General features: G+C 58.2%; 19 protein-coding genes. 10 read left to right on the forward strand and 9 right to left on the reverse strand.

The window, feature by feature from the left end; translation table 11 throughout:
• Positions 1-152 precede the first annotated feature (152 nt).
• Together rfbD and rfbB are read right to left on the reverse strand one after the other, a co-directional pair.
• Positions 153-1,034: a dTDP-4-dehydrorhamnose reductase gene (rfbD, locus tag CFA77_RS13580; protein WP_206991146.1), complete on the reverse strand. Its 882-nt coding sequence runs from the start codon at positions 1,032-1,034 to the stop codon at positions 153-155.
• The gene (gene rfbB, locus CFA77_RS13585) at positions 1,031-2,083 is read right to left on the reverse strand and encodes a dTDP-glucose 4,6-dehydratase (RefSeq protein WP_206991147.1); all 1,053 of its coding nucleotides are present in this window, start codon (positions 2,081-2,083) and stop codon (positions 1,031-1,033) included. Before rfbB ends, rfbD begins: the two co-directional genes overlap by 4 nt.
• Positions 2,084-2,453: 370 nt before the next feature.
• On the opposite strand from rfbB, the gene CFA77_RS13590 reads away from it, so the two are divergent.
• The 4 genes from CFA77_RS13590 (at position 2,454) to metK (ending at position 7,190) form a co-directional block, all read left to right on the forward strand.
• A complete protein-coding gene (locus CFA77_RS13590; protein WP_242517372.1) occupies positions 2,454-3,614 on the forward strand; it encodes a DegT/DnrJ/EryC1/StrS aminotransferase family protein in 1,161 nt (386 codons plus the stop codon).
• A gap of 105 nt (positions 3,615-3,719) precedes the next feature.
• Complete coding sequence (gene ahcY / locus CFA77_RS13595; RefSeq protein WP_034810898.1) at positions 3,720-5,114, forward strand: adenosylhomocysteinase; 1,395 nt, start codon at positions 3,720-3,722, stop codon at positions 5,112-5,114.
• 15 nt (positions 5,115-5,129) lie between these two features.
• Complete coding sequence (locus tag CFA77_RS13600; RefSeq protein WP_206991148.1) at positions 5,130-5,984, forward strand: formyltetrahydrofolate deformylase; 855 nt, start codon at positions 5,130-5,132, stop codon at positions 5,982-5,984.
• Positions 5,985-6,008: 24 nt separating this feature from the next.
• Positions 6,009-7,190 (forward strand): methionine adenosyltransferase, encoded by a 1,182-nt coding sequence (gene metK, locus CFA77_RS13605; RefSeq protein ID WP_206991149.1) that lies wholly within the window; start codon positions 6,009-6,011, stop codon positions 7,188-7,190.
• A 7-nt stretch (positions 7,191-7,197) separates the two neighbouring features.
• Here metK and CFA77_RS13610 read toward each other — a convergent pair whose 3' ends face one another.
• The 4 genes from CFA77_RS13610 to glmS all read right to left on the reverse strand — a co-directional run bounded on the left by CFA77_RS13610 (position 7,198) and on the right by glmS (position 12,993).
• Positions 7,198-7,593, reverse strand: a complete 396-nt coding sequence (locus CFA77_RS13610) for a hypothetical protein (protein ID WP_206991150.1) — start codon at positions 7,591-7,593, stop codon at positions 7,198-7,200.
• On the reverse strand, positions 7,566-10,031 hold the full coding sequence (locus CFA77_RS13615; protein ID WP_206991151.1) for a S8 family peptidase: 2,466 nt from the start codon (positions 10,029-10,031) through the stop codon (positions 7,566-7,568). Before CFA77_RS13615 ends, CFA77_RS13610 begins: the two co-directional genes overlap by 28 nt.
• 104 nt (positions 10,032-10,135) lie before the next feature.
• Positions 10,136-11,062, reverse strand: a complete 927-nt coding sequence (locus CFA77_RS13620; protein ID WP_206991152.1) for a hypothetical protein — start codon at positions 11,060-11,062, stop codon at positions 10,136-10,138.
• 104 nt (positions 11,063-11,166) lie between these two features.
• Entirely contained in the window at positions 11,167-12,993 is a 1,827-nt protein-coding gene (gene glmS, locus CFA77_RS13625) for a glutamine--fructose-6-phosphate transaminase (isomerizing) (protein ID WP_206991153.1), read from the reverse strand.
• Positions 12,994-13,242: 249 nt separating this feature from the next.
• On the opposite strand from glmS, the gene cysD reads away from it, so the two are divergent.
• The 4 genes from cysD to CFA77_RS13645 all read left to right on the forward strand — a co-directional run bounded on the left by cysD (position 13,243) and on the right by CFA77_RS13645 (position 18,756).
• Positions 13,243-14,145, forward strand: coding sequence for a sulfate adenylyltransferase subunit CysD (gene cysD / locus CFA77_RS13630; protein ID WP_034810883.1), 903 nt, complete (start codon positions 13,243-13,245; stop codon positions 14,143-14,145).
• Positions 14,145-16,055 (forward strand): sulfate adenylyltransferase subunit CysN, encoded by a 1,911-nt coding sequence (gene cysN, locus CFA77_RS13635; protein WP_206991154.1) that lies wholly within the window; start codon positions 14,145-14,147, stop codon positions 16,053-16,055. The genes cysD and cysN overlap by 1 nt, the downstream gene beginning before the upstream one ends.
• Positions 16,056-16,188: 133 nt before the next feature.
• The gene (locus tag CFA77_RS13640) at positions 16,189-17,706 is read left to right on the forward strand and encodes an acetyl-CoA acetyltransferase (RefSeq protein WP_206991155.1); all 1,518 of its coding nucleotides are present in this window, start codon (positions 16,189-16,191) and stop codon (positions 17,704-17,706) included.
• 45 nt (positions 17,707-17,751) lie between these two features.
• On the forward strand, positions 17,752-18,756 hold the full coding sequence (locus CFA77_RS13645; RefSeq protein WP_206991156.1) for an NAD(P)H-dependent glycerol-3-phosphate dehydrogenase: 1,005 nt from the start codon (positions 17,752-17,754) through the stop codon (positions 18,754-18,756).
• A 25-nt stretch (positions 18,757-18,781) separates the two neighbouring features.
• Here CFA77_RS13645 and CFA77_RS13650 read toward each other — a convergent pair whose 3' ends face one another.
• The 3 genes from CFA77_RS13650 to CFA77_RS13660 all read right to left on the reverse strand — a co-directional run bounded on the left by CFA77_RS13650 (position 18,782) and on the right by CFA77_RS13660 (position 21,224).
• Positions 18,782-19,693 carry an MBL fold metallo-hydrolase gene (locus CFA77_RS13650; RefSeq protein ID WP_206991157.1) on the reverse strand — a complete coding sequence of 304 codons (912 nt, stop codon included), beginning with the start codon at positions 19,691-19,693 and terminating at the stop codon, positions 18,782-18,784.
• A gap of 42 nt (positions 19,694-19,735) precedes the next feature.
• Complete coding sequence (locus CFA77_RS13655; RefSeq protein ID WP_206991158.1) at positions 19,736-20,674, reverse strand: hypothetical protein; 939 nt, start codon at positions 20,672-20,674, stop codon at positions 19,736-19,738.
• 139 nt (positions 20,675-20,813) lie between these two features.
• Positions 20,814-21,224 carry a TIGR01244 family sulfur transferase gene (locus CFA77_RS13660; RefSeq protein WP_034810871.1) on the reverse strand — a complete coding sequence of 137 codons (411 nt, stop codon included), beginning with the start codon at positions 21,222-21,224 and terminating at the stop codon, positions 20,814-20,816.
• A 136-nt stretch (positions 21,225-21,360) separates the two neighbouring features.
• On the opposite strand from CFA77_RS13660, the gene CFA77_RS13665 reads away from it, so the two are divergent.
• Both CFA77_RS13665 and CFA77_RS13670 read left to right on the forward strand, forming a co-directional pair.
• On the forward strand, positions 21,361-22,332 hold the full coding sequence (locus CFA77_RS13665; RefSeq protein ID WP_256434932.1) for an ABC transporter permease: 972 nt from the start codon (positions 21,361-21,363) through the stop codon (positions 22,330-22,332).
• Positions 22,332-23,243, forward strand: coding sequence for an ABC transporter permease subunit (locus tag CFA77_RS13670; protein WP_206991159.1), 912 nt, complete (start codon positions 22,332-22,334; stop codon positions 23,241-23,243). The genes CFA77_RS13665 and CFA77_RS13670 overlap by 1 nt, the downstream gene beginning before the upstream one ends.
• Positions 23,244-23,342: the final 99 nt, after the last annotated feature.

Genomic DNA, 23,342 nt, shown 5'->3' on the forward strand with positions numbered 1-23,342 from the left:
GTCAACCGCTAACTGAATTTAAGCTGCACTGCCATCGCCCGGACGCGCGTCTTGCGTATAGACATGCCGATTTTCATCGGGACTGGGCGAAGAAGATAAAAATTCGAAGCCGAATGTGCAGCTGAAAAGTGTCTTCGCACGGGTCGAAAGCCTTATTGTGCAGGTTCGGCAATAATCGCGGAAACCGTCTCGGAAAGGCCAATATTCCAGTCTGGCATTTCAATTCCGAAAACACGGCGGGTCTCGGCCATATCAAGCCGCGCATTCAGGGGCCTTTGCGCCGGCGTGGGATAGTCCGCCGTCAAAATACCGTTCACATCGGCGACCGGACCGCCCAGCTCCTTGCTGACCTCGTAGATCCGCCGCGTCATGGATGCGCGATCGGTCTCTCCCGCCCCTGCAACGTGGTAAACACCCCAGCTATCAAAGCCAGGCTTGGCCGCGTGTTCAGCGATTGTGATCAGAGCCCGTGCGAGATCGGGCGCATGCGTTGGACAACCAACTTGATCACTCACAACACTCACTGCGTCGCGGGTCTGCGCCACCCTCAACATGGTCCGCACGAAATTTCCACCAAATCGCGAAAATATCCACGACACCCGCACAACCAGGGATCGTTCAGTCCCTTCGCGAACAGCCACCTCCCCCTGAAGCTTGGTCTTGCCATACACGCCCAACGGATTCGGTGTGTCATTTGGCGTGTAAGGACTATCCTTCGCGCCATCAAACACGCAGTCTGTCGACATGTGGATGAGCGGCACGCCACGCCGAGCGCACGCAACCGCCAAATAGCCCGGCCCTTCAGCATTCAGAGCATAGGCGCCGTCAGCATCTGCCTCGGCGCCATCGACTGCTGTAAATGCTCCCGTATTGATCACCGCCATGGGCTCATAACGGTCGAGCGCGCTGAGCTGCGAGTCTGCGTCCAGCAAATCCACGATCGGCCGCCCCGGACAAATGATCCGATCACCCCCTACCGAGACCAGCGCTTGCGCGACTTGCCCCGACTTTCCAACGACAAGGATGCGTGTCATGCCTTAACACCCAGCCTCTCGCCACTATAGTGCTTGTCTCGCAGGGGCCGCCACCAGGCCTCATGCGTCAAATACCAGTCAATTGTCTCTTCAAGACCAGCTTCGAAATCCTGCCTTGGGGTCCAGCCCAATTTCGTATCGATCTTGGACGCATCAATCGCATACCGGAAATCATGCCCCGGACGATCGGTTACAAACTCGATCAGATCTGCATGAGGAGCATTTTCCGGACGCCGGGCGTCCAGGATTCGGCAGACCTCGTGCACGATCTGCAGATTTGTCCGCTCGCTACCGCCGCCAACACAGTAGACCTCACCAGGCACGCCATGTTCAGCCATCATCTTAAGGGCGCGGGCGTGATCTTCAACATGCAGCCAGTCGCGCACATTGGTTCCCGTGCCGTACACCGGAAGGGCTTTGCCTTCCAGAGCGTTCAGAACCATCAAGGGTATGAGTTTCTCGGGGAACTGGCGCGGTCCGTAATTGTTTGAACAATTGGAGACCACAACCGGCAGCCCATAAGTGCGCTGCCACGCCCTTGCCAGATGGTCCGACCCGGCCTTGCTGGCAGAATAAGGCGATGACGGATCATATGGCGTCGTCTCGCTGAAATGGCCTTCCGCGCCCAGAGAGCCGAATACCTCGTCAGTCGAAATATGTACGAAGCGAAAGTGTTGCTTTGCCTCGTCAGGTAGGTCAGACCAATATGTCCGAGCCGCTTCGAGCATCGCATATGTGCCCACAACATTGGTCGTGACGAATTCCGCAGGCCCATCAATCGAACGATCAACATGCGTCTCAGCGGCCAGATGAAAAACGACGTCTGGTTTGACCGACTGAACGATCTCCGTCATGCGCGCAACATCTCGAACATCAGCGTCTATGTGACGGAAACCGGCCTGAGAGCTCAATTCGTCAAGCGTGACCTGATTAGCCGCATAAGTCATGCGGTCCACAGCCACGACTTCGGCGTCGCTTTCCGACAATAGCAGGTGGCAAAGCGCAGATCCGATGAATCCGGCGCCACCCGTCACGACATATCGTTTCATTTAGCAAATCCTGTAATTTCGCAAAAAGGGATTGGGTTGCGACTCCGTATCAGAGCAAACTTCCCGACATGCCCGCAATCGAGATAAAAAAGCGGCGCCCTGTCGGCTTTTGCCAGTCGTTCAATTCCAGACATTACGCCCCTGTCATGGTCGCCCCGGCCCGCCTTCCGGGCTACACCAAGTCCGCTGTCACAGCAACCAATCGGCACATTATTCAGTCGCATTCGTTCACAATCCCTCATGCTGCGACTCCCCGCAGGCATGAGTGTGAAAACATTCGCAGAATTAGTCTGTAACCGCTCGTGACTTGCACCCATTATGGGTTGATCGTATTCGGCCAGCATCAGATCGCAGAACAGGCAGGTTCCTCGTGTCCATCCCCTTCATTGACCTTCAAGCACAGCGCAAGCGCATCGAAGCCGAAATCAATACGGCCATTCAGGGCGTGGTGGAAAGCGGGCGATACGTCCTTGGCCCCGAAGTCTCCGAGTTGGAAAACCAGCTTGCGGCCTGGTGTGGCGCTGCGCAATCCGTCAGCTGCGCCAATGGCACAGACGCCCTCGCGCTCGCGCTGATGGCGTGGGAACTGAAGCCCGGCGACGCCGTTTTCTGCCCATCCTTCACCTTCGTCGCGACTGCTCAAGTCGTGCCTTGGCTTGGTGCTGCGCCGGTCTTCGTCGACATTCTGCCAGAGACCTACAACATGGACCCGGCACATCTGCGCAAGCAGATTGAGGCCGTGAAAGCCGAGGGCAAGCTGACGCCGAAAGTCGTGATCGCCGTCGACCTGTTCGGACAGCCCGCCAACTACCCCGAAATCAAGGCAATCTGCGACGAGTTCGGCCTGAATCTGATCGCTGACACGGCGCAGGGCTATGGCTGTACGCTGAACGGCAAGCACCCGTCCGACTGGGCCGATATTGCCACGACCAGCTTCTTCCCTGCCAAGCCGCTGGGCTGTTACGGCGATGGCGGCGCGATCATCACGAATGACGCCAAACTCGCCGAGCGGATCGAATCCCTGCGCGTCTATGGCAAGGTCACCCCGACCGATGCGGCCGAGCGCAATTTCCATCATGACCCGAAATACCTCTCCCTGCGCGTCGGCATGAACTCCCGCCTCGACACGATCCAGGCCGCAGTCCTGCTGGAGAAACTGAAAATCTTCGCTGAGGAGATCGAGAAACGCCAGATTGTGGCGGATCGCTATGCCGCGGGCCTGACCGGCCATGTCAGACGCGTGCCGAGCGTCATTGAGGGCGGCAAGAGTGTCTGGGCGCAATACGTCATAGAGCATGAAAACCGCGACGGCCTTCAGGCGCATCTCTCGGCGCAGGGGATCCCCACCGCCGTCTACTATCCGGTGCCGATCCACGAGCAGGATTTCTGCGCCCGCTTCAAACCCGCGGACGGCACGCTGCCCGTCACGGAAGCAGCGAGCAAACACGTGATTGCGCTGCCGATGCACCCCTATCTGGAAGAGGCGGACCAGACACGCATCGTCGACGCGATCAGGGCTTTCAACGAATAAGCCGTCCGCGAAATCAGAACTCAGTACGGGTAACGCGCACTTCGCGCGTTGCCTTTTGATGTGCGCCATGTTAGCCGCGATACAAACATATAAAGGATCATTGATATGGCTGAAAACTACCGCGTCGCCGATATTTCCCTCGCCGAGTATGGTCGCAAGGAAATTGCCATCGCCGAGACAGAAATGCCGGGTCTGATGGCCGCGCGCGAAGAGTTCGGCCCGTCGCAGCCGCTCAAGGGCGCGAAGATCGCTGGCTCCCTGCACATGACGATCCAGACGGCTGTGCTGATCCAGACGCTCGAAGCCCTCGGCGCCGACGTTCAGTGGGTTTCCTGCAACATCTACTCAACGCAGGATCATGCCGCCGCCGCCATCGCAGCCAATGGCACACCGGTCTTCGCCTATAAGGGTGAAACGCTGGAAGAGTACTGGGAATTCACTGACCGCATGTTCCACTGGCATGACGGCACCGGGGCGAACCTGATCCTCGATGATGGTGGCGATGCCACCATGTACCTGATCCTCGGTGAGCGCGCCGAATCCGATCCGGCCTTCCTCGAAAAGCCAGGATCGGAGGAGGAAAAGTTCCTCTTCGCACAGATCAAGAAGCGCCTTGCTGCGTCCCCTGGCTGGTTTGCCAAGACCAAGGCAGCGATCCGCGGCGTGTCGGAAGAAACGACGACCGGCGTGAACCGTCTCTACCAGCTTGAGAAGAAGGGTGAGCTGCCCTTCCCCGCCATCAATGTGAACGACTCCGTCACCAAGTCGAAGTTCGACAACAAGTATGGCTGTAAGGAATCTCTGGTCGACGCGATCCGTCGCGGCACGGATGTGATGATGGCTGGCAAGAAAGCCTTCGTCGCCGGTTATGGCGATGTTGGCAAAGGCTCGGCTGCGTCACTGTCCGGTTCCGGCGCGCGCGTTGCCGTTTCCGAAGTTGACCCGATCTGCGCCCTTCAGGCCGCGATGGACGGCTATGAAGTCCTGACGGTCGATGAAGCCGCACCGAAATTCGACATCTTTGTCACCGCGACTGGCAACAAGGATATCCTGACCGTCGACCATATGCGTGCGATGAAAGACATGGCCATCGTCTGCAACATTGGTCACTTCGACAATGAAATTCAGGTCGAAGGCCTGCGCAATTTCGAATGGACGAACATCAAGCCGCAAGTCGACATGATCACCTTCCCGGATGGCAAGCGGATCATCCTGCTGTCTGAAGGCCGCCTCGTGAACCTCGGCAATGCCACGGGTCACCCTTCCTTCGTGATGTCGGCATCCTTCACCAACCAGACGCTGGCGCAGATCGAACTGCATGTGCGCGGCGAGCAGTATGAGAACAAGGTCTACACGCTGCCCAAGCACCTCGACGAGAAAGTCGCCCTGCTTCATCTCGAAAAGCTTGGCGTTCAGCTGACAGAGCTTTCCGGCGAACAGGCTGACTATATTGGCGTTCAGACGACCGGTCCGTTCAAGCCTGAACACTACCGCTACTAGGGGAAACCTTCTTCCGTGGCACGTCCCTATATCCTCAAATTTGCCTGCCCCGACCGCGTTGGACTGGTCGCAGGGCTGGCAAAACTGATGGAGCGTCATGATTGCTTCATCGCCGCGTCGCGTACATTTGGGGATACGGAAACCAGCCGCTTCTTTGCACGACTGGTCTTCCACGGGACGACCGACGCCCTGCCGGCTGGACTTGAAGATGATTTGGCGGAAATGGCTCACGAGTTGGGTGCGGACTGGTCAGTCCATCCCGAAGGTGAGGCCGTGCGGACACTGTTGATGGTGTCGAAATCAGAGCATTGCGCAAACACGCTCCTCTACGCGGCGCGGCGGGGTGAGTTGCCAATTGATGTCGTCGGCATCGTCTCCAATAATGAGACGCTCAAGGATGATTTTTCCCATTGGGGCTTACCCTGGTTCCATATTCCGGTGACAAAGGAAACAAAACCGGACGCTGAGGCTCGACTGTTCAGCATCGTTGAAGACACGCAAGCTGATCTCGTCGTACTCGCCAGGTATATGCAGGTACTGAGTGATGAAGCCTGCCGTCGTCTCGAAAAGCGGTGCATCAATATCCATCACTCCTTCCTGCCGGGATTCAAGGGCGCACGCCCCTATCATCAGGCCCATGCCCGCGGCGTGAAAATGATCGGCGCGACGGCGCACTATGTGACGGCCGATCTGGATGAAGGGCCAATCATTACCCAGCTCACCGAAGCCATCGACCATACGTTCAGCCCGGCTGACATGATCGAGAGCGGACGGCATCTGGAGGGCAACGCCCTGCTTCGCGCGGTCAAGGCTCATGCAGAGCACCGCATCTTCATAAATTCCGGAAAGACGGTCGTTTTTGCCCGGTAAAAGAACACTGATAGAGAGCCAGACATGAAACTTGCCAGCCACGAATTTACCAGTGAGAGCGTTTCCGAAGGCCATCCGGACAAGGTGGCTGACCAGATTTCAGACGCAATTGTCGACCTGTTCCTGTCGCGCGATCCAACAGCGAAAGTCGCCGTCGAGACCCTTACGACCACCAATCGTGTTGTCCTTGCCGGTGAAGTGCGCACCAATAATGGCGCCGTCATCACGCACGACGAAATGAACCATGCGGCCCGCGATGTGGTCAAACGGATCGGCTATGAGCAGGACGGCTTCCATTGGGAAAACATGGAAATCGCCAATCACGTCCACGGCCAGTCGGTTGAGATCGCGCAAGGTGTCGAAGCTGGACAAGGCCTCTACGCTGAGGAAGGTGCAGGCGACCAGGGCATCATGTTTGGCTATGCCACGAACGAGACCCCGGAACTGATGCCAGCCACACTGGTCTATTCGCACCAGATCCTTCAGCGCCTCGCCCAACTTCGCCATGATGGCACACACCCCGAGCTCGAGCCTGATGCAAAAAGCCAGGTTACACTGCAGTATGAAGGGTCAAAGCCTGTCGGTGTAAACGCGCTTGTCGTATCCCATCAACACAAGGATAGCGCCACGCTGGAACAATTGCGTGAAATCGTCCGCCCTGTGATCAAAGACATCCTTCCCGATGGTTGGTTTCCGGACGAAGACAAGTTTTTCGTGAACCCCACCGGACGCTTTGTCATTGGCGGACCTGATGGCGACGCCGGCCTGACCGGCCGCAAAATCATTGTTGACACGTATGGTGGCGCTGCGCCCCATGGCGGCGGTGCATTCTCCGGCAAGGACCCGTCCAAAGTGGACCGGTCGGCCGCGTACGCCACGCGCTACCTTGCCAAGAACATTGTGGCCGCTGGCCTCGCTGATCGCTGCACCATTCAGGTCAGCTATGCGATCGGTGTGGCGCAGCCGCTCTCAATCTATGTGGACACGCATGATACGGGCAATGCAGACGAGGACCGTATCGCCGCGGCGCTGCGCGAATTGTTCGACCTGTCGCCCAAAGGCATTCGCACGCACCTCAAGCTGAATCAGGCGATCTACGGCCCGTCCGCAGCCTACGGGCATTTCGGCCGGACCCCGACCGAGAATGGTGGGTTCAGCTGGGAAAAGACAGACCTTGTAGATGAATTGAAGCGCCTCGCGAACTAGCGCCGCCTCAATACGCGACAGTGATTTTGTCAATGAATGCCACGGTCTTGCCGTGGCATTCTATTTTGACTCGCTGGGGCAATGGCTTCCGCGACTGCTGGTAAGCTGCCGTTCCGGGAACGGACGGCCCACCTTCCGTGAGGTTGAGGATCAGCAAGCCCTCACCCTCAGTCGGAACAGAGCCAAGCCGCCAGGACTGCTCATCCGCAACACGGACAACAACGTGCAATTTGCCCCCGGACTGACCCGGGCCCGGCATGCGATTGATCCATGCCGACGTGTCCGTGATTTCCGGGCACGCGGTTTCGCCAAACGGCAACCAGGCGCATCCGGTCAGGATGAACCCACTCGCGACTGCCAGCAATGACCTGCGGCCTACCATGGGGTCGACAGCCGCATCCACAGCGCCTCCTGGTCTTCGGCACCGCTGATATGGTTGGGCGACGTGGAGACCACAGCTGCGGCCTCGCCAGACCATGTGTCGGTCAGTCCGAATGTGTAGCGCGTTTCAAAATCGATTTGCCGACCGCTGGGGGTCAATTCAGCCTGCACCAGATCCCGGATCAATTGACTGTTCATATCCACACCAATCGGCGCATCGAGGTTCAAGAAACCTGTCTCGGCTCGCCGCGGCTGCGCCATGATGAAGTGCAACCGCCCCTCACCCAGTGATCGGTCTGCGCCCACCGACCAGCGGCTCGTCCAGATGCCTTCCACATCAACACCTGGCAGGTCGACGCTCGCCATTTCCATTCCTGAAGACAGGACCCAGTCGGAACCGGCGAACCATGCTCCCTCCAGCGAATATGCCGTCATCTCGGTCTGGTCTTGCGCGCCGAAGCGCTCCTGCAGTGTTCCACCCAGCGCCGTATCTTCATCCGAAATGAAGGATGCGCCCGCACGAACTGACCAATCCTGGGCATCGCGGCCGAACATGAAGCCGGACTGACTGCGACCGCCCTGCTCGGCAGAGAATATGTCCATGACCAGGTCATCCGTCACGGCATGACTGAATTTCGCCCATGCGCCGCCGGTCGAAAAAGCGTTCCCGACACCGGGTTCGTTGAGCAGGGAAATATCTGGCGCCAGATGCGTCAATGATCCACCTCGTCCCAATTCCACCTGGCTCTCGCCGAAACTGTAGCGCATCTGGAATGTTGATTGCGGGTCTTCCTGATAAGGGGCGGTCGGATCATCCTGCAACCGCGCCTGGGACCAGCTGAACGACATGTTTCCAGCATTAACGGCATAGGATTCGCCCGCCGCCCAATCAGCGCGGGTTTCAAAATTCACCAGGCGTGAGCCGAGCGCATCTGACGGCAGGGTCGCAGCAATGGCATCGGCATTCAGGCGGAAACCGCGTTGGTACTGGTCCTGAAAGACGAGGCTGTTGAACGCGCCGGAATTGGTGGCCCAATCCCCAAACGCGCCACCGCTGGGCGCAAGCGCGTCGGTAAAGCTGACTTTCTCGATACCGAAGTCCAGATTTTGCTGGCCTTGTGGTCGGAATGCTTCTTCGAGGTTCAGGAGGCCCACACCGGAAACGCTGTCAGTACCAGCACCCGCGACCTCGCCCGTGATCAGGTCGGGCGATGTGTCTACATAGTCTGTCGCGGTATCCAGCAGGATCTGGAGAGCGACTTCAGGTTGGGACTGCAAGTTCGGGAACGCGTCCAGCAAGAGCGCCAATGCGCCCGCAACATAAGGTGCTGCAAATGATGTCCCCGAAATGCGATAATAGTCTCCATCACTGTCGGCATCATTCGTCGGGTCGCCGGGGAATGCGACATCATCGTCCGGGCCAGTCGAGATTACGTCCTCACCGGGTGCGAGCAGGTAGAAGTTCTGCGCCGCACTGCCTGCCCTGTTCGAGAAGTCCGACAGAATGCCATTCGGGTCGACCGCGCCCACGGCGACAACCCGCCCGAGTGAAGATGTTTCGCCTGCGATATAGGCAGGCTCGGTTGGGCGTTCCCCGACCGCCTCGGTGTCATTGCCATCTTCATCTGTCCCTGCCGGTTCAGCTTCATTGCCGGCCGAGATGACGACCAGCACACCCGCCGCGGCCGCAGCGCGGACGGCGTTCTCCAGTCGCGGATCATTGTCGATCTCGCCACCGAGAGACATGTTGATGATCGAAGCCCCCTGAGCCACGGCGTATTCAATCGCACGGACCAGCGTATCGTCGTTGTAGACGCAACCTTCATCTTCCCCGGTGCGCGCACAGCTGCCGGGCGAGTCAGCCCGGATATCGATTATGGAAGCCTCATACGCGGCGCCTTGAATGCCGTTCGGCGTGTTATCGTCCAACACGCTGCTGAAATCGTCCTGCCGACGCGCAGCGATGACGCCCGTAACCAGTGTGCCGTGGCCTTCGGTGTCGGTATCGCCATCCTGACGAGTGATGGTGACCCGGTCTCCAGCAGCGTTGAAGCCAGCACAGGCAGTGTCCGCACAGACATCGAACATCTGCACAACAGCCCCTTGGAGATCGGGATGATCAGAATCAGTCCCCGTATCGATGACCGCCACAGTCTGACCCTGGCCTGTCGCTCCAAGTGCATAGGCTGCTGACGCACCGATAATGGGCAGGCCTACTGTGGCATTGTACTCGCGCGTTTCGAACTGTTCCCGCTCTGCGATTGTGTCAGGAAACGGATTCGAGGGCGGCGGCGGTGGAGGCGGCGGCGGAGGGGGCATCGGCGTGACAGCGGAACTGCCGCCGCCTCCTCCGCCGCCTGCGCAGGCCCCCAGCACAATGGCCGACGCACCCAGCATGGCAGCCGCCAGCATGGACCGCGGAATGGGCTTCACCGATTTTATGTTGCGATACCGGATCATGAAGATTCCTCCCATAGCGGCATCCAACTCGTCCTGCGGCCGGTGCCTTCCAAGCAATATTCCACCCCAAAGATAACCAAGGGGCAAACACTTCACTCAGCTTGTCAGGAAAATTCGACACGTTCTTGCGAGAAGTAGAACAGCGAGCGCGTCTCCTCATCAATTGTGTCATTGTGCGCTTCCAGCAATTTGTGCATGGCGTTTTTGCGATCCTTGAGCGCGTGATCGAAATCGCCCTCAATCATGCGGTCAACACCGGTCCGAACCATCGCATCGCGCACTTCCATATACAGCGTCAGAGATCCGCCGAGAAACATGGACTCATAGGCAATCTTGCTGGCGATTTTGTCATGGATGTCAGAATACTGGAATTGCCGCTCCATCACCGATTTGCGCTTGCAGATGAAATCAATCTCGTGCCGGTGCTCTGGATGACGCAAGTAGAAATTCTTCAGCGCGGTCATCTCCGTGTCGATCCGGGCCTGCACATCTTCCGGCAGGGATTCACTGAGAATGATGATGATATCGATATCCGAGCCCTTCACCATCTCCCCGCTCGCGACGTGTTCCCGTGGCTCATTGTGCGCGAGATAGTAGGCGAGATCGCCCGCGATAAATGCGCAGAGTTGGCTGCGAATGTCGCGTCCCAGAGTGACGAATACCTGCTTCATCACGGCTTGGGCCACCGACAGCTTTTCGCGGCTGATCTCCCGATGCATGTTCGACAGGATGCCCTGCCGCTCGATCATCTTGTCGCGTTGGCCCGGCAAGCCGAACAAGGTGAAGGACAGGAAATCTCGCAGGATCGAAGGGCTCAGCCGCACCTGATCGTCGCGCGTGATATCAAATCGCAAATAGTAGCTGGCGAAATGGGACACGTGCAGCTTGCGGCTCTGATAGCAGGCTTGCCACAAGGCCAGATGTGGAACGCCATAAAGATCGTCAGCCAGCTCCTTGCCGAGCCGGGGTCCCTTCTCCGCCAGGACCGTCTCGATCCGGGCTTCAATTTCTTCCAAATCATAGGTCGGCACGCACGAATCTCCCACATTCTGCATGAGTAAGGCAGGCCAGGAAGACGCTGTCCAGCAAGGTCAGGTGGTCACGATCCGCATTTGATACGATCAGGCGCGTCTCATCACTCAACGGTGACTGACTTGGCGAGGTTGCGCGGCTGGTCGACATCAGTCCCTTTGGCAACAGCCACATGATAGGCCAGCAATTGCAACGGCACTGCGGCCAGCACTGGCAGGCTGATATCATCACCATCCGGCAAGCAAATCACATGGTCAGCCCGGTTACCGGCAGCTTTGATGCCGGCTGCATCCGAAGTGAGGATGACACGCGCGCCACGTGCGCGGATTTCCTCGACATTTGAAATGGTCTTCTCGAACAGCTCGTCTTTTGGCGCGATCACAACGACCGGAAGATCTTTTTCGATCAGCGCGATGGGGCCATGCTTCAACTCGCCGGCGGCATAGCCTTCGGCGTGAATATAGGACACTTCCTTCAGCTTGAGTGCGCCTTCCAACGCCAGTGGAAAGTACCGCCCCCGCCCAAGAAACAAGACATCCTGGCAAGGGGCCAACGTCTTTGCGATCTCGCGGATATCATCTTGTGCCTCAAGTGCCTCGGTCACCTTGCGTGGCAACGCCATCAGACTTTTGACCGCCATTACCTCATCACCAGGCAAAAGATGCCCCCGAGCCTTGGCTGCATTAAGGGCGAGCACAGCCAGAACAGACAATTGCGCGGTGAAAGCCTTCGTGGAGGCTACGCCAATCTCTGGCCCGGCATAGGTCGGCACGATCGCCGCCGCCTCTCGGGCGATCGAGCTTTCGGGTACGTTGACCACAGCCACGGCCGGGGTGCCATTTTGACGGCAATAGCGCAGGGCTGCCAGCGTGTCGGCTGTCTCTCCGGATTGGCTGACAAACATTGCTGGACCGGTCTGAGGCAGCACAGGTTCACGATAGCGGAATTCAGATGCGATATCGGTCTCGAACGCCAGTTTGGCTTTCTGTTCAAACCAGTATTTCGCTGTGTGGGCGGCATAATACGCTGTGCCACAGGCAATCGCCACAGCCCGATCAGCCTTGGCGAACATCGTATCGGCCACGTCGCCCAGATTGAGCGTCTGCGTTGCCTGGTCGATATAGGGCAGGATCGAGCGCGCGAGAGATTCCGGTTGTTCGTGAATTTCCTTCAGCATGAAATGATCATACTCGCCGCGCTCAATCAGGCCTTCGTTCACAGCGGATTTCACGCGGGGACGGTTTACGCGGTCACCATTTGCATTGCGCACATCATGGCTGGTGGGCGTCAGTACGACCCAATCGCCCTCTTCCAGATAAGTGACATCGCGCGTGAGGGGAGCCAGCGCGATAGCGTCTGAGCCAAGAAACATTTCGCCTTGCCCGTATCCGAGGACCAGCGGGCTGCCCTTGCGCGCGCCCATCAGCAAGTCCGTCTTGCCGGAAAAGATGGCAGCGATGGCGAAAGCGCCCGACAGGTTTTTCAGCGCGGCTTCGAATGCATCAACCGCGTCCATGCCTTCGGCCATGTTCTGGTCGATCAGCTGTGCGATGACTTCGCTGTCTGTCTCAGACTCGAATGTTCGGCCCCGCGCCTGCAAGTCTTTACGCAACTCGCGGAAATTCTCGATGATGCCATTGTGCACAATCGCGACCTTGCCTGACACATGGGGATGAGCATTGGTCTCGTTCGGCTTGCCATGCGTGGCCCAGCGCGTATGGGCGATGCCAGTCGGGCCATCAACCGGCGCGTCGGCCATGAGGGCTTCCAGATTGACGATCTTGCCCCTGGCGCGGCGGCGCTCAATTGCATCTCCCGCCAGCACAGCTATGCCGGCGCTGTCATAGCCACGATACTCCAAACGCTTCAGGCCGTCGACGAGACGCCCGGCAACGGTTTCCGTACCTGTGATCGCAACAATTCCGCACATACTCTACCTCCATTCGGGTAAAGCGTATTTAGACCGCCTGAATCCGCCAGGATAATGACACTTTGTGTAGGAATGCGACAACAGACAGGCAAAACCGTCTCATGGTGGGCATATTGCATGCTTTAGCTCTGCTGAACGATCAAATTATGGATGTCACACACATTCGGGTCTATCGCCCAAGCAAGCCCGCTATATCTGGGATATCAAGAACTTACATATACTGATGATGCTTGAAGGACTGTACGCGTTTTGAAAAACCTCACCCACCTCGACAGGCTGGAGGCTGAAAGCCTGCACATCATCCGCGAAGTGGCCGCCGAGTGCGAAAATCCGGTCATGCTCTATTCCGTTGGCAAGGATTCGGCGGTGATGCTTCACCTTGCGATGAAGGCGTTCTATCCATCGCGCCCTCCCTTCCCATTGATGCACGTCGATACAACCTGGAAATTCCGGGAAATGATCGAGTTTCGCGACCGGAAAGCCAAGGAGCTGGGCTTCGATCTTCTGGTGCATGTGAACGAAGATGGCGTCCGCGACGGCGTCGGGCCGTTCAGTCACGGATCAGCCGTGCACACAGATGTGATGAAAACGCTCGCCCTCAAGCAGGCGCTCGACAAGTACAAGTTCGATGCAGCCTTTGGCGGCGCCCGACGCGACGAAGAAAAATCCCGCGCCAAGGAACGCATTTTCTCCTTCCGCTCAGCCGAGCACCGGTGGGACCCGAAGCGCCAGCGGCCAGAGCCGTGGAACGTTTACAATACACGTATCAATCAGGGCGAAAGCGTTCGAGTCTTCCCGCTGTCCAACTGGACCGAACTGGACATCTGGCAGTATATCCGCCGCGAAAACATCGAGATTGTCCCGCTCTACTTTGCTGCCCCGCGCCCCGTCGTGAACTGGAATGGTGTGGACATCATGGTTGATGATGACCGAATGCCGGAAGAATTGCGCAGCACGGCGGTCACCAAGTCCGTCCGCTTCCGTACACTTGGCTGCTACCCGCTGACCGGCGCGGTCGAAAGCACAGCCGCCACGCTCGAAGACATCATCCAGGAAATGCTCCTGACCACCACATCCGAACGCCAGGGCCGCGTCATTGACGCCGACCAGTCCGGATCCATGGAAAAGAAAAAACAGGAAGGCTATTTCTGATGCGCCTCAATGACGACCTGATTGAATCAGATATCGCCGCCTATCTGGAGAAGCATGAGCATAAATCCCTGCTTCGCTTCATCACCTGTGGATCCGTGGACGACGGAAAGTCGACCCTGATCGGTCGCCTGCTCTATGACGCAAAGATGATCTTCGAGGACCAGTTGGCCTCTCTCGAAAGCGACTCCAAGAAAGTGGGAACTCAGGGTGAGAATATCGACTTTGCCCTGCTCGTTGACGGACTGACCGCTGAACGGGAGCAAGGCATCACGATCGACGTGGCCTATCGCTTTTTCGCCACCGACAAGCGCAAGTTCATCGTCGCCGATACGCCAGGACATGAGCAGTATACGCGCAATATGGCGACCGGCGCATCCACCGCAGATGTCGCCATCCTGATGGTGGATGCGCGCAAGGGCATCTTGACGCAAACACGGCGCCACAGCTTCATCACATCCCTGCTGGGCATTCGCAAAGTCGTGCTGGCCATCAACAAGATGGACCTGATCAATTACAGCCAACAGGCCTATGACGACATCGTAGACGATTTCTACGCCTTCGCAGACGAGTTGGCGACGGATTTGGAAATCCAGCCAATCCCGATGTCTGCCCTCGAGGGCGTGAATATTACAAGCAAATCGAATGAAACAGACTGGTATGATGGCCCCAGCCTGATGGATTATCTGGAGACCGTGCCGGTTGGTGATCGCCGCCTGAACACGCCTTTCCGTATGCCTGTCCAATGGGTCAATCGACCCAACCTCGACTTCCGAGGTTTCTCCGGACAGATTGCTGCGGGCTCGATCCAACCTGGTGACCGCGTCAAATCCATGCCGTCCGGGAAGCAGTCCACCGTCCAGAGAATTGTCACGGCGACGGGTGACCTTGAGCAGGCAATCGCCGGACAATCCGTTACAATCACGCTGGACGATGAAATCGACTGTTCGCGCGGCGACGTTCTCGTTTCAGCCGAAGACCCTTCCGAAGTGTCTGACCAATTTCAGGCTCGCCTGCTTTGGATGAGCGAAACGCCACTCCTGCCCGGTCGCCGCTACCTGCTGAAGATGGGAGCGAAGACTGTCACGGCCACGGTCAACGCGCCGAAGTATGGCATTGATGTCAATACACTGAACGATGTTCCCGCGAAGACGCTGGAGCTTAACCAGATTGGCGTTACAACCCTATCTCTAGACCAAGCCATTCCGTATGATCCGTATGATGTCAATCGAGAGATGGGCGGCTTCATTCTGATCGACCGGATGACGAATGACACGGTTGGTCTCGGCCTTGTCGACTTCGCACTCCGCCGCGCATCAAACATCCACTGGCAAGCCATGGATGTTGATCGGTCTGCGCTTGCGGAACAGAAAGGCCAGAAGCCAGCCGTGCTTTGGTTTACCGGCCTGTCAGGATCCGGCAAGTCGACCATCGCCAACGCCCTGCAGAAACTGTTGTTTGCCCAAGGCAAGCACACTTTCACGCTGGACGGGGACAATGTCCGTCACGGCCTGAACCGCGATCTCGGTTTTACCGATGCGGACCGCGTCGAGAATATTCGCCGCGTCGCCAATGTCGCCCGCCTGATGTCCGACGCCGGATTGATCACGCTGGTCTCGTTCATCTCGCCGTTTCGGTCAGAGCGACAAATGGCGCGCAATCTGATGGCTGATGGCGAATTTATTGAAGTCTATGTCGACACGCCACTCAGCGTCGCGGAGGACCGGGATGTGAAGGGCCTCTACAAGAAAGCCCGCGCTGGAGAGATCAAGAACTTCACCGGCATCGATAGCCCGTACGAGCCACCTCAGGCGCCCGAACTGCGCATCGACACAGTGAACAATTCTCCGGAAGAAGCCGCCGAAGTCATTCTTGGCTTCATGCGTGAAAAGGGCCTGCTGAACGGCGAGTGACCCAGCATTGAAGGCGCCGTGCCCACCTGACCGGGCACGGCGCCGATCATCGCCTCCTTCCCCAACGTACCGGCTCGCCTTGCCGAATTTCGCACGCTAGGTGTCGTTTCACACAACGATAAGGGAGCGTGTCATGGCAAAAGGCGATCTGCCGGTTCTGGTTGGCGTGGGTCAAAGCCTCAGCCAGTGGGATGGAACAAGCGGAGCAGACGGTGCGCCGTCGCCCCTGTCGCTCATGGTCGACGCGTCCAGGGCAGCCCTCTCTGACAGTGGTGCAGACCTCTCCAAGGCCATCGACACGATTGCGGTTGTTCGCATCTTTGAAGATTCAGTCGGTGGCGCACCGCACCCGCACGGCCATAACACCAACCTTCCCGGCACGCTGGCGCGCGATATTGGCGCTGCACCCGATACGCTGATCTATGAAACCGTTGGCGGTCAGAGCCCACAGGCCCTTGTCAATGAGATGGCCGCGCGCATCCATGCGGGCGATGCTGACTGCGTGCTGATCTCCGGTTCCGAGGCCAATCGGGCTTCGAAGGGCGCGCGCCGGAACAATGTGGAAATTAACTGGGCCGACGGCGCTGATGCGGATTACGAAGATCGCGGCATGGGTCCGATGATGCTGTCGCGCGAAGAAATCAAGCATGGCATCGTCGCGCCAGCTTATTTCTATGGCCTGTTCGAAAACGCCATCGCCGCCCGCGAAGGCCATTCACGCAGCCAGCACCGCAAGGCCATGGCCGAACTCTTCCAGCCCTTCTCTGTTGTTGCTGCAAAGAACCCGTATTCTCAATTCCCGGAGGAACGCTCGGTTGAGTTTCTTTCGACACCGTCCAAAGCGAACTACGAATATGCTGATCCGTTCCTGAAATGGTTCATCGCCCAGGACGCTGTGAACCAGGGCGCTGCTGCGATCCTGATGAGCAGTTCCAAAGCCGACGCATTGGGTGTTCCGGAAGACAAGCGTGTCTATCTTCACGGTGCAGGCGAAGCGGCCGACGATCTGATATCGCTGCGCCCGAGACTCGACGGCTCATGGGCAATGCAGACCGCCATAGATCGCGCATTGGATCAGGCCGCGAAAGCAACAGGCGATATCAAGCATCTGGATCTCTATTCCTGCTTTCCATGCGCCGTGTTCTCTTCAACTGCCGCGCTGGGCATCGACTGGAAGAATGATCCGCGCCCACTCACCCTGACGGGTGGCCTGCCCTTTTTTGGCGGACCGGGAAACAATTATTCCCTGCACGGTATCGCGGAAATGGTGTCGACCCTTCGCGCAGATCCCGGCAGCTATGGCCTTGTGCTCGCCAATGGTGGCTGGATGACAAAGGAAGCGGTTGGGATCTACTCGACACAGAAGCCGACCCGTTTCGCACCCGCAGAATCCTATGCAACACCAACCGAACAAGTCACACTTTGTGGCGAGGATTGCGAGGGCACGCTGGAAACCTTCACGGTCACGCATGGCAAGGAAGGACCGAACAAAGGCATCGCGTTCGTACGCCTCGAGGATGGGCGCCGGGCACTTGCCGTCGCATCCCCCGCCGCGCTCGCGACGTTACGTGAAGATGCCTCGCCCGTCGGCCGCAAGGTTGCCGTCAGCGTGGATACTGAAAAGGAGCGTGGCACGTTCAGTTTCATCTGACCGAGCCGCTTGCCCCGCCCCCCGGTTTCGACCAATCTCCGGCGCATGACGAAACATTTCAAGACATTCGGCGTCATTGGCGGCGGCGCATGGGGCACAGCGATTGCCCAGATGCTGACCCGTGAGGCCCAGGACGTGCTGATCTGGTGCCGCGAAGCAGAGGTGGCCGAAGCCATCAATACGCGCCATGAGAATACGGTCTTCCTGCCGGGCGTACCTTTGAACCCCGCGCTCAAGGCGACATCGGACCTCGCAGACCTGCACCTGATGGACGCGCTCTTTTCTGTCGCCCCTGCCCAGCACACACGGGCAACCTTGCAGGCACTGAAAGAGCATATCCGCCCCGGCACACCAGTTGTCCTCTGCTCCAAAGGCATCGAACTGAAGACAGGCGAATTCATGACGCAGGTGCTGGCCGACGAGCTGCCCGAAGCGGTTCCGGCTGTCATGTCCGGCCCGAGCTTCGCCATCGATGTGGCCAAGGGCCTGCCGACGGCTGTGACCTTTGCCATCAAAAATGAAACCCTTGGCGCCGAACTGATCGCCGCTGTTGCGACCCCGAATTTCCGCCCTTACCTCGCGCATGACCTGTTAGGCGCAGAGATCGGCGGCGCGGTGAAGAATGTGCTCGCCATTGCGTGTGGTATCGCACTCGGCAAGGGCCTGGGCCGCTCTGCCCATGCAGCGCTCATTGCCCGCGGCAGCGCGGAAATGACCCGGCTCGCTCTTGCCCTGGGCGCCGAGCGCGAAACCCTTTCCGGCCTGTCAGGGCTGGGCGACCTCGTCCTGACCTGCTCTTCCGAGACGAGCCGCAACATGAGCTGCGGACTGGCGTTGGGCAAAGGTGAGCCCCTTGAAGACATCATGGGCGCGCGAAACGCCGTAACCGAAGGCGTCGCAACCGCGCCGGTTCTGAAACGGATTGCTGCCGATCGCGGCGTCGACATGCCGATCTGTGATGCAGTTGCGGATGTGATTGAAGGCGCAATCAGTGTCGATGACGCGATCCAACGCCTGCTGATGCGTCCGAACAAGGTTGAAACAGTCTAGGACGGATTTACCGACATCAAGCCCGTCACACCGGGGTTTTCACCAGTTCGAAATGAGACCGGACGGTGGGTTTGTCATCCGGAGAAACCGCGACACCGGTCTTGATCAGCTCGATCATATGACCAAGCACAGACATGGCCGCGGCTGGATGCAAGCGCTTGTCGACTTCGGCGTACATCACCTTGACCATTTCAGGGATCGAGGACTGACCCGCCCGAAGCTGGTCAAGAATGGCAGCTTCGCGAGCCCGGCGGTGGTTGGCGTATTCCGTGATGAAATGGTCGACGAATTCGCGGCCACGCACCGGATCGCCATGGGTCGGCCAAAGCGTGTCGAATTTCCTGGATTGAATCTTGTCGAGGCTGCGCATGTAATCGCCCATGTCCCCATCCGGCGGCGCGACAACAGTCGTCGACCAGCCCATGATGTGATCACCCGACAGACACGCATTCTCTTCGCGCAAGCCGAAGCAGAGATGGTTGCAAGTGTGACCCGGCGTCTCAATCACATCGAGTGTCCAGCCGGGGCCCGAAATCACGTCGCCATCGCCAACTTTGACATCCGGCATGAAGCCAAGGTCGTCTGCACTGCCAAGCTCGCCCTTGGCGGTCGGCACGCCGCAATTTTTCGCGTAAGTCTTGCAACCCGCCCACTGCGCCAAAGGCGTCGCCAGCGGGGAATGGTCGGAATGGCCATGAGTGACCAGAACGTGGGTGACCGTCTCCCCCTCCAGCGCCCGCTTCAAGGCTTCGAAATGCTCAGCATCTTCCGGGCCGGGATCAATGACAGCCACTTCGCCATGACCGATGATGTAGACGCCGGTGCCAACATAGGTGAACGGCCCGGGATTGTTCGCGATTACGCGGCGAATGAGCGGGGAAACCTGCTCTACGATGCCGTATTCAAACTCGATTTCGCGAACGTAGGGAATAGCCATATTATTCTAGTCTCTTGCAGCGATCCTGGCTTGCCGGAGCGATCAGCGCTTCTTCGAAGCAAAGGCGACGGCAAAGGCCTGCGCCATGCGACGTGTGGCCCTCAGCTTGGCGCCAAGCTTCAGCGCCACGGGCGGGCCCATATCCGTCTTGTTTGCATCGACGATGTAGATTCGTCCGGATGAACGGTCACGTAGGACGTCAACGCCGCCCCAGTCCAGTCCGATCGATGCAGCAAACCGCTCAATCACGGCAATTTCATCGCTCGTGTAGCAATTGCGAGGCTCGTCGAGCAAAACCTGAACATTCTCGTTCAGGAAACGGCGCTCCAAGGGCCGACGCTTGCGGAACACGATGACGGGTGAGCCGGCCACGATGCAACAGCGCAGATCCTCGACCAGACCGCCTTCGATTTCATTGTCGACGAGGCGCTGATAGGTCTTGCCCGGCAGGGGCGTATCCAGCGGACCTTCCAGAATCCGGCCATCATGCGCGGCATTCAATTCAGACTTCTCGACCATGCGGCCCTGATGGGTCGTAGGGTCAACCGCGAGAGAATATCCCGCAGCCTCTCCGAAAGCGGCTGCGACGGTCGATTTTGAAATATCATCACAAGTGAAATTGACCAGTTTCGCCCCATCACGAACCATCGGGACCGTATTGTCGGTTTCGGTGGAGTCATCAAACTGCATGACAATGTCAGCGGTCGCGACGTCATCAATCAATTTGGCACCTGACACATGTGTCACGGGCCAGATGAAATACCATGGGCGTGGCTTGTCAGGATAGAATGCAATCGTGGGGCGCTTGTGTCCGGTGACCCGGCGCCAGGTGCGCCATGTCTGCGCAAAGAAATAGAAGCAGAACCAGGTGAAGATGTCGTGCGCCAGCGAAAATGTGAGCGGAACGCGGTGCCCAGTCTTCTTCACCAGCATGGCGCCGTCATCGTATTTGAAATCGGTGATCCACAGACGATCGCTCATCCATTCCACTCCTCTTGCGCATACAGCCTCATGGCCAGCGCCTCCCTGTCTTGGCCTTCGCATGACCGGTCATCACTGACAACACACATAATGCGGCGCAAGTGTGACCACTTGCTCACAACATCTGTGAGCAGGATGGTCACAGCAGCGATTGCAGACTCGACAGATCATAGCCCGCATCTGCGGCAGCATCGACGATTTCCTGACCTGTACCCTGCCCGGCATGAGTCAGGGCCCATGCCGTAATGCATCGTGTCCCGGTGCGGCAATACGCCAACACCGGTTGAGGCGCTTCGTTCAGGATATTGCTCATCCGCTCGACGACTTCTGGGGTGGGGGCGCCTGAGAAAGGAAGCGCCACAAAGGCCAAACCCAGGGATTCGGCTTTGGCACGAATCGCGCCCATACGGGGCTGGTCCACGCCGCCTTCACCATCTGGGCGGTTCGCAACAATGGTTTTGAAGCCTGCAGCCTGAATTTGGGCAACATCCTCCTCGTTAATCTGGGGGGCGACAGCAAAAGCTTCCGTAACGCGGCGAATATCGGCCATATTTTAGTGTCCCTGCCTGAGTCTGCGGTCTTGATCGGCTGTCGCTACAAGCTAAGGATTGCGGATCGTTATGCCAAGCGTCGGTGACGGCGGCATGATCAAATTCCTATTACCAGCAGCGGAATAACTTAAGTACGTGTCCTCATTTCAACGTGTCATCAGCCGAATTCCGTGGGCCTATACGTTCAGGCGTCTGCTAATTGCAATCCCCACAATGCTTGCCATCATAACGATGGCTTTCCTGATGATGCGCGCCGCTCCGGGTGGTCCGTTCGATGGTGAGCGGAAACTGCCGCCTGCGACCGAAGCTGCCATTGCAGCCAAGTTCGGTTTCGACAAACCGCTTCACGAACAATATCTGAGCTATGTTGGCGGCGTTGTCACCGGCGATTTCGGACCGTCCTACAAAACGCTTGGCAAGAGCGTGAACGACTTGATTGCAGACGGCCTGCCCATCTCCCTCACCATCGGGTTTCTCTCCATGGGTCTGGGCATAGCGGTGGGCACATTGCTGGGTGTTTTTGCGGGACTCAGACAAAATTCGGCGGCGGATTACAGCGTCATGGGGATCGCCATGGCAGGCATTTCGATCCCCACTTTTGTTACCGGCCCGATCCTGATCCTGATCTTTGCCCTTGGTGCCGGCATCTTCGCGGTTGGCGGTCTCGGAACCTATCCGAATATCGGGATGAACTGGCACAATATGACCTTGCCCGTAATCACGCTGGCCCTGCCACAGATTGCGATCATCTCCCGCCTCATGCGCGCCTCGATCATCGAGACAATGCGTTCCAACCATATCCGCACGGCGCGTTCCAAAGGCCTGACCGAACGCCAGGTGATTGCGCGTCACGCCCTGCCATCAGCCTTGCTGCCACTGATCTCGTATGCCGGCCCCGCAATGGCACGCGTCATGACCGGGTCAGTGGTGATCGAAAAGATTTTCGGCCTGCCCGGCCTCGGCTCATATTTTGTCGATGGTGCCCTGAACCGTGACTACACGCTCGTGATGGGCGCAATCATTGTCTATGCGGGCCTGATCGTACTGCTCAATCTTGTAGCAGACATTCTCTACGCCCTGCTTGATCCGAAAGTGAAGTACGATTGATGACGGATCTTGATCCTCTCCTCGACCCGACTGGTCGCATCGAACCGGTTCAGAATGCCATTATTGGGGGACGCTCGCTCTGGGAAGATGCCCGGGCGCGCCTGTTCCGCAACCGCGCCGCCGTCGTCTCCATGTGGATTCTCGGCTTCCTCATTCTGTTTGCAGTCGTCGGGCCATTTGTCTGGGTCCACAAATACAGCACCATTTCTGACCTGCGCACCATTGCGCCGACGCTGGACGGCCTGCATCCGCTCGGAACCGACCTGCAGGGACGAGACCTGCTTGCACGCCTGATGATCGGCCTGCGTATCTCGCTCATGGTCGGCATTGTCGCCACGGCTGTCAGCCTCGTGATCGGCGTCAGTTGGGGTGCGACGGCAGGTTATCTCGGTGGTCGCGTCGACAATTTCATGATGCGCATTGTCGACGTACTCTACGCTCTGCCCTTCATCTTCTTCGTGATCCTGTTGCTGACGGTGTTTGAGCGCAACATTGTGCTGATCTTTGCAGCCATCGGCGCGATCGAGTGGCTGACAATGGCGCGGATCGTACGCGGCCAGACACTGGCCATCAAGGGCAAGGAGTTCATCGAAGCGGCGCGCGCGTCTGGGGTCAGCCGCAAAGACATCATTGTGCGCCACATCCTGCCGAACGTGATCGGCCCGGTCGCCGTCTATGTCACGCTGACCATCCCGGTGGTGATCCTCGCCGAAAGCTTCCTGTCCTTCCTCGGCCTCGGTGTGAACGAGCCCCTTACCTCACTTGGCGTGCTGATTTCGGATGGCGCACACCGGATGGAAGAAAAGCCCTGGATGCTGCTGGCACCCGCCGTCACGATGGCAGTCACCTTGTTGTGCCTCAACTTTATCGGTGACGGCCTGCGCGATGCGCTGGATCCGAAAGACCGCTAGACAGTTTTCACCTGGCACCTGGACAGACTGGACCAAATGCCCGCCACACAGGGAAAATCTTGGTGTTCAGGGTGGCCTTTGCTGGTGCGCTGAGGCAAG

The sequence above is a fragment of the Hyphomonas sp. KY3 genome, from assembly GCF_017309975.1.
In the GTDB taxonomy this organism is placed as follows: Bacteria; Pseudomonadota; Alphaproteobacteria; order Caulobacterales; family Hyphomonadaceae; genus Hyphomonas.